Origin of the sequence: Citrobacter sp. TBCS-14 (genome assembly GCF_005280805.1) — a bacterium.
GTDB classification, from domain to species: Bacteria; Pseudomonadota; Gammaproteobacteria; order Enterobacterales; family Enterobacteriaceae; genus Citrobacter; species Citrobacter gillenii.
Genome location: NZ_SZWM01000457.1, coordinates 189582 through 199146, shown reverse-complemented (window position 1 = coordinate 199146; position 9565 = coordinate 189582). Strand labels below are relative to the sequence as shown.

The window sequence follows — 9565 nt, the reverse complement described above, 5'->3', positions numbered from 1 at the left end:
CGCAGGGGGTCGCGGGTTCGAGTCCCGTCCGTTCCGCCACTTATTGAAAGCCCTGAGTTAACGCTCAGGGCTTTTTCTTTTGCTGTCATTCAATTATTGCTAAATCTGCAAAAATCCTCTGCGTTATACGCTCTTTTTATCTACACGTTAGAAGGCCATACTCCTCCGACTAACGAAGACTGTGATTAAAAAGAGGAAATTTATGACTATCCCTGCATTCGGTTTAGGTACTTTTCGCCTGAAAGACGACGTCGTTATCGCTTCTGTTAAAACAGCTCTGGAACTGGGCTATCGGGCCGTCGATACCGCACAAATCTATGATAACGAAGCCGCAGTTGGTCAGGCGATTGCTGAAAGTGGTGTGCCGCGCAGTGAGCTGTATATCACCACCAAGATTTGGATTGAGAATCTCAGCGAAGAAAAACTGATCCCGAGCCTGAAAGAGAGTTTGAAGAAACTGCGTACCAATTACGTTGATCTGACGCTGATCCATTGGCCTTCACCAAACGATGCGGTTTCTGTTGAAGAATTTATGCAGGCATTACTGGAAGCTAAAGCACAGGGCCTGACTCGCGAAATTGGTATCTCTAACTTTACCATTCCGCTAATGGAAAGAGCCATTGCTGCAGTGGGCGTAGAGAACATCGCGACCAACCAGATTGAGCTGTCCCCGTATCTGCAAAGCCGTCAGGTGGTTGACTGGGCCAAAGCGCACGGTATTCACATCACGTCTTACATGACGCTGGCATACGGTAAGGCACTGAAAGATGAAGTCATTGCCGGTATTGCCGCGAAACATAATGCGACACCGGCTCAGGTGATTCTGGCATGGGCGATGGGTGAGGGATACTCGGTGATCCCTTCTTCGACCAAGCGAGAAAACCTGGCCAGTAACCTGCTGGCGCTGGAGCTGCGTCTGGATGCTGAAGACAACGCGGCGATCGCGGCGCTGGACTGCAACGATCGTCTGGTTAGCCCGGAAGGTCTGGCACCCGAGTGGGACTAATGACCTGACCCAGCGACCCTCTGTGCCCTTTAACCCTCTTTCACAGCTCCTGCGGGAGCTGTTCTTATATGTTCACTCAAAAAGTCGATAAATGCCCGAATGCGAGTGCTTACTGCCCGATCGCTGTAGTAAACAGCGCTGAACGGCATCTCTACTGGCAGGCGTTTATCCGCCAACAATTCGACCAGTTCACCTCGTGCGATCTCCTTATCAATCATATAATCTGAAAGACAGGCAATACCGTTTCCGCTCAGACAAAGTTGTTTTAGCGTTTCGCCGCTGTTAGAAGATAGTCCGCATTCAACCTCATGAAGCTGCCCATCGCTGCAGGCAATCGGCCAGGTATTGAGTGAAACCGGTTCAGAAAAACCGAGACACAGGTGCTGCTTAAGCGCTTCGACGCTCTCTGGAACACCAAATTTCGCAATATAGTCAGGCGAAGCAATAATCTTACGATAGCTGGTAAACAATGGACGTGCGCGTAGGCTCGAGTCAGTCAGCGTGCCTGCACGTATAGCTACATCCACTTTTCGTTCAATAAGATTGATGAACGTCTCTGAAGAGACCAGCGACAGCGTCATCTCAGAATAGCGTTCGCGGAAGGGCTTGATGAGCGGAATCAGGAAATGCAGCATAACCGGCGTTGCGGCGTCAATGCGCAGCAAGCCACGCGGCGTATTGCGAGACTCCATAATTTCCGTCTCTGCGGCGGCCATTTCCTGCAAGATTAGCTGTACGCGCCTGAAGTAACGTTCACCTTCCTCGGTCAGGCTTAGCTGTCGGGTGGTCCGATTGAGCAAGCTGACGCCAAGTTTCATCTCCAGTTTTTTTACGGCCCGACTGACGGCAGAATTGGCCTGTCCCAACTGCTCTGCGGCGCGGCTAAAGCTACCGCTTTCCACGACAGCCACAAAAATCGCCAGTTCTTCTGAGGTTGCTTTCATTTTTGCACCTGAAGCAAAATTATATTGAGATTTTGAATATTTTTGTTATTAAAGCATCCCGGCATACTGCATGTCATCTGATTACTGATGATATGGAGTTTATTTATGCCACTCGCTTTATTCGCACTGACTATAAGTGCCTTCGCCATTGGCACGACCGAATTTGTGATTGTCGGCCTGGTACCGACTATTGCTGAACAACTGGCCATCTCTTTGCCTTCTGCGGGGATGCTGGTTTCAATTTATGCGCTGGGGGTGGCGATTGGCGCACCAGTGCTGACCGCTCTGACAGGGAGCCTGCCGCGTAAACAGCTGCTGGTTGCGCTGATGGTGCTGTTTACTGCCGGTAATTTGCTGGCATGGCAGGCTCCGGGCTATATGACCTTAATTGTCGCCCGTCTGTTGACCGGTCTTGCACACGGCGTGTTCTTCTCGATTGGTTCAACCATTGCAACAAGTCTGGTGCCTAAAGAGAAAGCGGCTTCGGCCATCGCCATTATGTTTGGCGGTTTAACGGTGGCCCTGGTGACGGGCGTTCCGCTGGGCACATTTATCGGTCAGCATTTTGGTTGGCGTGAAACCTTCCTCGCAGTCTCAATGCTGGGCGTCATTGCGCTAATTAGCAGCCAGTTGCTGATCCCGGCGAATATTCCAGGTCGGGCTGCCGCCAGCATCCGCGATCAGGTGAAAGTCTTAACCCATCCTCGTCTGCTGTTGATTTATGCGGTTACGGCGCTGGGCTATGGTGGCGTCTTTACGGCGTTTACCTTCCTTGCACCGATGATGCAGGATCTGGCCGGATTCTCCCCGACAGCGGTAAGTTGGATCTTATTGGGATACGGCGTCTCTGTGGCTATCGGTAATATCTGGGGCGGTAAACTGGCGGATAAACATGGTGCAGTCCCTGCATTGAAGTTCATTTTTGCTGCACTGTTTGTTCTGCTGATGCTATTCCAGTTAACGGCATCCACGCAGTACGCGGCGCTGGTAACGATATTGGTGATGGGGATCTTTGCCTTCGGTAACGTACCGGGATTACAGGTTTATGTTGTGCAGAAAGCGGAACAATTTACCCCCAATGCAGTTGATGTCGCCTCCGGACTGAACATTGCGGCGTTTAACGTCGGTATTGCACTGGGTTCGGTGATTGGCGGGCAAACGGTAGAGCATTATGGCTTAGCGCAGACGCCGCGGATTGGCGCGCTTATCGTACTGGCTGCTTTCTTACTGATGGGCATCAGCGGTCGTCTTGATAAACCTGCGCGGATCACGCTGGGATAACTCATTGATGTAAGTACCCACTTACAAAACAAACTGCAATTGCTCGTTGAAAGTAAGCCTTAAAGTCCCTATAACTGAAGAACCAGTCCGGCTGCGGACTGGTTGACGTTACAGAGGTTTGAAAGTCTACAGTGCGAAAAAACACCTATGCTATGCGCTATGTTGCCGGACAACCCGTTGAGCGGATCTTACCGCCACGGTCGTTTGCGCATATTGGTCAGGCATTACCCGCCGGCGTTCCCTTAAGCAGTGAAGACCGTATTCGCGTGCTGGTGTGGAATATTTTTAAACAGCAGCGGGCAGAATGGTTGTCGGTGCTGAAGAACTTTGGCAAAGACGCGCATCTGGTGTTATTGCAGGAAGCCCAAACCACGCCGGAACTGGTGCAGTTTGCGACCGCTAACTATCTTGCTGCCGATCAGGTTCCCGCCTTTGTGCTGCCTCAGCACCCCTCTGGCGTCATGACGCTGTCGGCGGCACATCCTGTTTACTGCTGCCCTCTACGCGAACGTGAGCCTATTTTACGGCTGGCAAAGTCGGCGCTGGTGACGGTATATCCCCTGCCAGACTCACGTTTATTGATGGTGGTGAACATCCACGCGGTTAACTTCAGCCTCGGGGTGGATGTCTATAGTAAGCAGTTACTTCCCATTGGCGATCAGATTGCTCATCACAGCGGCCCGGTGATTATGGCCGGTGATTTCAACGCCTGGAGCCGTCGACGGATGAATGCGTTGTACCGTTTCGCCCGTGAAATGTCGCTACGCCAGGTGCGCTTTACCGACGATCAGCGCCGACGCGCGTTTGGTCGCCCGCTCGATTTTGTGTTCTATCGTGGTTTGAACGTCAGTGAAGCCTCTGTGCTGGTGACGCGCGCATCCGATCACAATCCACTACTCGTTGAATTTAGTCCCGGCAAGCCTGAACAATAAAGGTGTGTCAGGTCTGCCGTGGGGCAGGCCTGTTAGGGTGCTGTCCTTTATCTTTCACCACAACCGAAGGACAACACAATGACTACACGCTCTCATCATGACAACGTCGAAAAGCAGTTTGGCTCGCAAGCGAATGCCTATTTAACCAGCACGGTACACGCCTCTGGCCGTGATTTACAACGGCTGGCGGAAAGGCTGTCGGCATTTCCACAGGCCAGCGTTCTCGACATGGGATGTGGTGCGGGACACGCCAGCTTTGCGGTGGCACATCAGGTAAAACAGGTCGTGGCGTATGATTTATCGGCGCAGATGCTCGACGTGGTTGCGCAGGCGGCAAAAGAGAAGGGATTAGACAATATCGCTACCCGGCAAGGATATGCCGAAAGCCTGCCGTTTGAGGATGGCTCTTTTGATGTGGTGATTAGCCGCTATTCTGCTCATCACTGGCATGATGTCGGACGCGCGCTGCGAGAAGTGAATCGTGTATTGAAACCTGGCGGTGTGGTGATTGTGATGGATGTCATGTCACCTGGGCACCCGGTGCGGGACATCTGGCTGCAAACCGTTGAAGCGTTACGCGATACCTCACATGTGCGCAACTATTCCAGCGGTGAGTGGCTGTCATTGATGAATGATGCCAATCTGATTGCCGATACGGTGTTGACGGACCGCCTGCCGCTGGCGTTTAGCTCATGGGTCGCGCGGATGCGTACCCCGCAGGTGTTGATTGACGCGGTTCGTTTATACCAGCAGAGTGCGTCTGCCGAAGTGCAGGCCTACTTCGCGTTACAGCAGGACGGGTCGTTCACCAGTGACACGATTATGGTTGAGGCGCATAAAGCGGCATAAATAAAAAAGGCACTGGGGGGAAACCAGTGCCTTAATGTTTATACTGCTATCAGGAGTCCGGCATACCGTTGTTTTTCACAAACAACGTCAGCTGATCGCCCGGCTGCAGATTGTCGGTATCGTTATTCCAGCGCATCACATCCTTGATGTTGACCCCGTGACGTTTAGCAATGCTCGAAAGCGAATCGCCCTTACGTACACGATAGGTAATGCTATCGCTGTTTTTAGCCAGTCGCTGCGCGCTGGTGCCTGCACCTACGGTCAAGCTTTGGCCCACTTTCAGAGTCGAACTACGCAGATTATTCCACTGCTTTAGCTCATTCGCATTCACGCCAAGACGTGAAGCGATGCCGGAAAGCGTATCGCCTGAGCGAACCTTGTAGCTACGGCTGTTCAGCGGCGTGTTATCCGCGACCAGCGTTGACTGTACGGCTGCAATTTCGCCTGACGCCAGGGACTCACGCAGTTTCTCCGCGTGCTTCTTTGGCACCATCACATATTGCGGGCCGCTGACACCCAACGTGGAGCCTTTCACGCCAGCATTGAAGGTCTTCAGCTTGCTGACGGAAATACCTGCCATATCGGCAACCTGAGCCATCTCAACCGGACTGTTCAAGCGAACACGTGCCAACGCGCGGCTTTCGTCTGTGGTTGGCAGACGCACGCCATAACGCTTGCTGTTCTTGAGAATATCACTCAATGCCAGCATTTTGGGCACATACTGCTTCGTTTCCTGAGGCAGAGGGAGTGACCAAAAATCGGTGGGCTTGCCACGAGATTTGTTCGCTTTCATTGCCTTCATCACGCGACCTTCACCGCTATTATAAGCAGCAACGGTCAGCAGCCAGTCGCCATCAAACATCTTGTTCAGACGCTGCATCATGTCCAACGCGGCAGTGGTGGAAGCCACAATGTCGCGACGTGCATCATAATTGCGGGTCTGCTTTAAACCATAATTGCGCCCCGTGCTCGGAATGATCTGCCAAATGCCTGCGGCATTGGCGCCAGACGTTGCGTGAGGATCAAAAGCGCTCTCCACTATGGGTAGGAGTACCAGCTCCATCGGCATGTTACGTTTCTTAACTTGCCCGGCTATCCAGTACATATACGGCTCTGCCCGTAACGTTACATCGTGGAGATAGCTCTTATTGCGTAAATACTTCTGTTTCTGTTCGCGAATCCGGTTGTTTTCCGGAATTCCCATCTTTAGCTCGTCACCAATGAAAGCCCACAAATCCTGATCGGCGGCGATAGATGTCCCATCGTCCATCCAGCGCGCCTGGCTTGTAAACTTTCCTGCTTCCCCTTGACCAGCTGCAGAAAGGCTCTGTGCGTGTTGTTGGACGTTACCAGTATTCTGGCACCCAACAAGCAGGACAGAGGCGAGTAATATCGCTTTTGCCTTCATGTGTGTGTCAATAGTTGCTTAAAAGACGACCGATCATAACGGCGAAGTTTTCAAAAGGCAACCCGGAATTGTCAGAACGTATCTTTCTTTGACCTTAACCACGCAAAACGCGCTTCAGGTTGTTGCAATATTGTTTCTTTGTTGATTTCATTAATTAAATCAATATCTTCCGTTCTTAAAAAAATATTATTTCTGCGCTCATTTTTCAGAATTACGGGTAGTGTCATTTGATTTTTTACGCGTAACTCATTAACTTTACGATAATAATCATTTATAGACGGATCGTGCGGGAGGATGCTTAAGGCAAACTTCATATTTGCTAAAGTGTACTCATGTGCGCAACAAATTAACGTATCATCCGGAAGGGCACTTATTTTTTTAAGTGATTGATACATTTGTAATGCTGTGCCTTCAAAAAGCCGGCCGCAGCCGCCGGAAAACAGCGTGTCGCCGCAAAACAGATAAGGGTGGCTGAAGTAACAGATATGTCCTAAAGTGTGACCCGGCGTGGCAAATACGCTAAATTCATGCCCTAAAACGAGTGCGATATCACCCTCTTCGACTACACGTGTGGTTCCCTTATCTTGTGTTTCAGCAGGTCCATAGACCACTATTTGTGGAAAGCGCTGCACAAGTTCTTTCACGCCGCCAACGTGATCATGATGGTGGTGGGTAAGTAAAATAGCCTCTGGCACCCAGTTGTGCTCAGCAATGGCTTGTAGCACCGGAGCCGCCTCGCCAGGATCGACAATCAGGCAATGATTCTCATTATTGGTCAGGACCCAGATGTAATTGTCATCAAAGGCGGGAATACTGTTAAGATTCATAAATTACCTCTCAATGCGAAACGGAAGGTTGTGATGAAACCGGCAAGGCTCCCTCAAACTGTCGTAGCGCCCGTGAGCTGGGATGATTTACCCTGGGGCGAACACTATCGTGAGGCGCTGGAGTATCAGCTTAACCCGTGGTTTGCGAAAATGTACGGTTTTCATCTGCTTAAGATTGGTAATTTAAGCGCAGAAATCAATTCCGAAGCGTGCGCGGTTTCTCATCAGGTCAATGTTTCTTCGCAAGGCTCGCCGATGCAGGTGCTGGCGGATCCTCTGCATCTTCCCTTTGCCGATAAATCTGTTGATGTGTGCCTGCTGGCGCATACGCTGCCGTGGTGCTCCGACCCGCATCGCTTACTGCGTGAGGCCGATCGTGTGCTTATCGATGACGGCTGGTTAATACTGAGCGGATTCAACCCGGTCAGCCTGATGGGCCTGCGCAAGCTGGTACCGGTATTACGTAAAACATCACCTTACAACAGCCGGATGTTTACGCTGATGCGCCAGCTGGACTGGCTTTCGTTGCTGAATTTCGAAGTGTTGCACGTCAGCCGTTTTCACGTTTTGCCCTGGAAGAAGCAGGGGGGGAAAATGTTAAGTGCGCATATTCCGGCGTTGGGATGTATGCAGCTGGTGGTCGCGCGCAAGCGAACTATCCCGCTTACGCTTAACCCAATGAAACAAAACAAAAGCAAAGCGCGTATCCGTCAGGCCGTTGGTGCAACCCGGCAATACCGTAAACCGGACGCTTAAGCTTCGGGTTGATACCCAACATCATCCTGTGTAGGACTCATCGCCGCGGCGCGGGCAAGCTCGTCGCAGCGTTCGTTTTCCGGGTGGCCAGCGTGGCCTTTGACCCATTCCCACTTGATTTGGTGCTGACCCAGCGCCGCATCCAGGCGTTTCCAGAGATCGACATTCTTGACCGGTTTTTTGTCTGCGGTTTTCCAGCCGCGTTTTTTCCAGTTGTGGATCCACTGGGTAATACCCTGGCGCACATACTGGCTGTCGGTACTGAGCACCACTTCACATTGTTCTTTAAGTGCTTCCAGCGCGACGATGGCCGCCATTAGCTCCATGCGATTATTAGTGGTGAGGTTGTATCCTTCGCTAAAGGTTTTTTCTCGCCCGCGAAAGCGTAAAATTGCCCCGTAGCCGCCTGGCCCTGGATTTCCCAGGCAAGAACCGTCGGTGAAAATTTCTACCTGTTTAAGCATCTCTGGTAGACTTCCTGTTTTAGAGATCGATATAAACGATAAGTCTGACATAAATGACCGCTATGAGCACTGGAATTACACGGCAGATCGTCCTCGATACCGAAACCACCGGTATGAACCAGATCGGTGCCCACTACGAAGGCCACAAGATTATTGAGATCGGTGCGGTTGAAGTGGTGAACCGACGCCTGACCGGCAATAACTTTCACGTTTACCTGAAGCCCGATCGGCTGGTGGACCCGGAAGCGTTTGGCGTACACGGCATCGCGGATGAATTCCTGCTCGATAAGCCCACTTTTGCTGATGTTGCCGATGAGTTTCTTGACTACATCCGCGGTGCGGAGCTGGTCATCCATAACGCATCGTTTGATATCGGCTTTATGGATTATGAGTTTGCAAAGCTCCATCGCGATATCCCGAAAACGAACACCTTCTGTAAAGTGACCGATAGCCTGGCGCTGGCGAGGAAGATGTTTCCTGGCAAGCGTAACAGCCTTGATGCACTATGCTCGCGTTATGAGATAGACAACAGCAAGCGTACCTTGCACGGCGCATTGCTCGATGCTCAGATTCTGGCCGACGTTTATCTGATGATGACCGGTGGGCAGACCACGATGGCATTTTCCATGGAAGGTGACAGCCAGCAGCAGAATGATACCGGGATCCAACGGATTGTGCGTCAGTCCGGCAAGTTACGTGTTGTTTTCGCCACTGATGAAGAGTTAGCGGCCCATGAGTCGCGCCTTGACCTGGTTCAGAAGAAGGGCGGAAGTTGCCTCTGGCGGGCATAGTTTGCGCGTTTACCGTGCAGAAATGGCTATTCGGGTGATTTTTGCAGCAAACGATTAAAAACGTGAGAAAAAGCGTTGACGAGGGGCGAGGCAATCCGTAATATTCGCTTCGTTCCCAAGCGGAACACAACGCGGAGTGGTAGTTCAGTTGGTTAGAATACCTGCCTGTCACGCAGGGGGTCGCGGGTTCGAGTCCCGTCCATTCCGCCACTATTCAGAAAGCCTGAATCAGCAATGATTCAGGCTTTCGTCGTTTTAATCCGCCCAAAATACCCATCCCCCCCCCTGGCTGGCTATCAATCTCCCT

At 51.6% G+C, this 9565-nt stretch carries 10 protein-coding genes, 1 tRNA gene and 1 pseudogene; 8 read left to right on the top strand and 4 right to left on the bottom strand.

Annotated features, from left to right (window positions below; all coding sequences use genetic code 11):
* Together FDX22_RS30530 and dkgB are read left to right on the top strand one after the other, a co-directional pair.
* Nucleotides 1–189: hypothetical protein (locus tag FDX22_RS30530; RefSeq protein WP_222592528.1), on the top strand; the 189-nt coding region annotated here is incomplete at its 5' end.
* Between the two features lie 13 nt (nucleotides 190–202).
* The gene (dkgB, locus tag FDX22_RS16905; protein ID WP_146717512.1) at nucleotides 203–1006 is read left to right on the top strand and encodes a 2,5-didehydrogluconate reductase DkgB; all 804 of its coding nucleotides are present in this window, start codon (nucleotides 203–205) and stop codon (nucleotides 1004–1006) included.
* A gap of 29 nt (nucleotides 1007–1035) precedes the next feature.
* On the opposite strand, the gene yafC is transcribed toward dkgB, so the two are convergent.
* Entirely contained in the window at nucleotides 1036–1950 is a 915-nt protein-coding gene (gene yafC, locus FDX22_RS16900; RefSeq protein WP_146717511.1) for a DNA-binding transcriptional regulator YafC, read from the bottom strand.
* A gap of 105 nt (nucleotides 1951–2055) precedes the next feature.
* Between yafC and FDX22_RS16895 the strand changes: the two genes are divergently transcribed.
* The 3 genes from FDX22_RS16895 to FDX22_RS16885 all read left to right on the top strand — a co-directional run bounded on the left by FDX22_RS16895 (nucleotide 2056) and on the right by FDX22_RS16885 (nucleotide 5012).
* Nucleotides 2056–3231: an MFS transporter gene (locus FDX22_RS16895; protein WP_146717510.1), complete on the top strand. Its 1176-nt coding sequence runs from the start codon at nucleotides 2056–2058 to the stop codon at nucleotides 3229–3231.
* A 131-nt stretch (nucleotides 3232–3362) separates the two neighbouring features.
* Entirely contained in the window at nucleotides 3363–4163 is an 801-nt protein-coding gene (locus FDX22_RS16890) for an endonuclease/exonuclease/phosphatase family protein (RefSeq protein ID WP_115259371.1), read from the top strand.
* 78 nt (nucleotides 4164–4241) lie between these two features.
* Entirely contained in the window at nucleotides 4242–5012 is a 771-nt protein-coding gene (locus FDX22_RS16885; protein WP_146717509.1) for a class I SAM-dependent methyltransferase, read from the top strand.
* A gap of 49 nt (nucleotides 5013–5061) precedes the next feature.
* Here FDX22_RS16885 and mltD read toward each other — a convergent pair whose 3' ends face one another.
* Nucleotides 5062–6420 carry a murein transglycosylase D gene (gene mltD / locus FDX22_RS16880; RefSeq protein WP_096758207.1) on the bottom strand — a complete coding sequence of 453 codons (1359 nt, stop codon included), beginning with the start codon at nucleotides 6418–6420 and terminating at the stop codon, nucleotides 5062–5064.
* Nucleotides 6421–6491: 71 nt separating this feature from the next.
* Nucleotides 6492–7247, bottom strand: a complete 756-nt coding sequence (gloB, locus tag FDX22_RS16875; protein WP_117341990.1) for a hydroxyacylglutathione hydrolase — start codon at nucleotides 7245–7247, stop codon at nucleotides 6492–6494.
* Nucleotides 7248–7280: 33 nt separating this feature from the next.
* Between gloB and FDX22_RS16870 the strand changes: the two genes are divergently transcribed.
* A complete protein-coding gene (locus FDX22_RS16870) occupies nucleotides 7281–8003 on the top strand; it encodes a class I SAM-dependent methyltransferase (protein WP_146717508.1) in 723 nt (240 codons plus the stop codon).
* Here the strand turns inward: FDX22_RS16870 and rnhA are convergent.
* Nucleotides 8000–8576: pseudogene (rnhA, locus tag FDX22_RS16865) on the bottom strand (ribonuclease HI). The gene FDX22_RS16870 and the pseudogene rnhA sit on opposite strands and share 4 nt — an antisense overlap.
* Here rnhA and dnaQ point away from each other — a divergent pair.
* Nucleotides 8530–9258 carry a DNA polymerase III subunit epsilon gene (gene dnaQ, locus FDX22_RS16860; RefSeq protein WP_197737705.1) on the top strand — a complete coding sequence of 243 codons (729 nt, stop codon included), beginning with the start codon at nucleotides 8530–8532 and terminating at the stop codon, nucleotides 9256–9258. The pseudogene rnhA and the gene dnaQ sit on opposite strands and share 47 nt — an antisense overlap.
* A gap of 133 nt (nucleotides 9259–9391) precedes the next feature.
* Nucleotides 9392–9468: transfer RNA gene (locus FDX22_RS16855), tRNA-Asp, on the top strand.
* The last annotated feature ends 97 nt before the right edge of the window (nucleotides 9469–9565 follow it).

Coding starts and splice junctions, on each gene's coding strand:
- mltD (WP_096758207.1), bottom strand. CDS start 6,420: ATGAAGGCAAAAGCGATATTACTCGCCTCTGTCCTGCTTGTTGGGTGC.
- gloB (WP_117341990.1), bottom strand. CDS start 7,247: ATGAATCTTAACAGTATTCCCGCCTTTGATGACAATTACATCTGGGTC.
- yafC (WP_146717511.1), bottom strand. CDS start 1,950: ATGAAAGCAACCTCAGAAGAACTGGCGATTTTTGTGGCTGTCGTGGAA.
- FDX22_RS16870 (WP_146717508.1), top strand. CDS start 7,281: ATGAAACCGGCAAGGCTCCCTCAAACTGTCGTAGCGCCCGTGAGCTGG.
- FDX22_RS16885 (WP_146717509.1), top strand. CDS start 4,242: ATGACTACACGCTCTCATCATGACAACGTCGAAAAGCAGTTTGGCTCG.
- FDX22_RS16895 (WP_146717510.1), top strand. CDS start 2,056: ATGCCACTCGCTTTATTCGCACTGACTATAAGTGCCTTCGCCATTGGC.
- dkgB (WP_146717512.1), top strand. CDS start 203: ATGACTATCCCTGCATTCGGTTTAGGTACTTTTCGCCTGAAAGACGAC.
- dnaQ (WP_197737705.1), top strand. CDS start 8,530: ATGAGCACTGGAATTACACGGCAGATCGTCCTCGATACCGAAACCACC.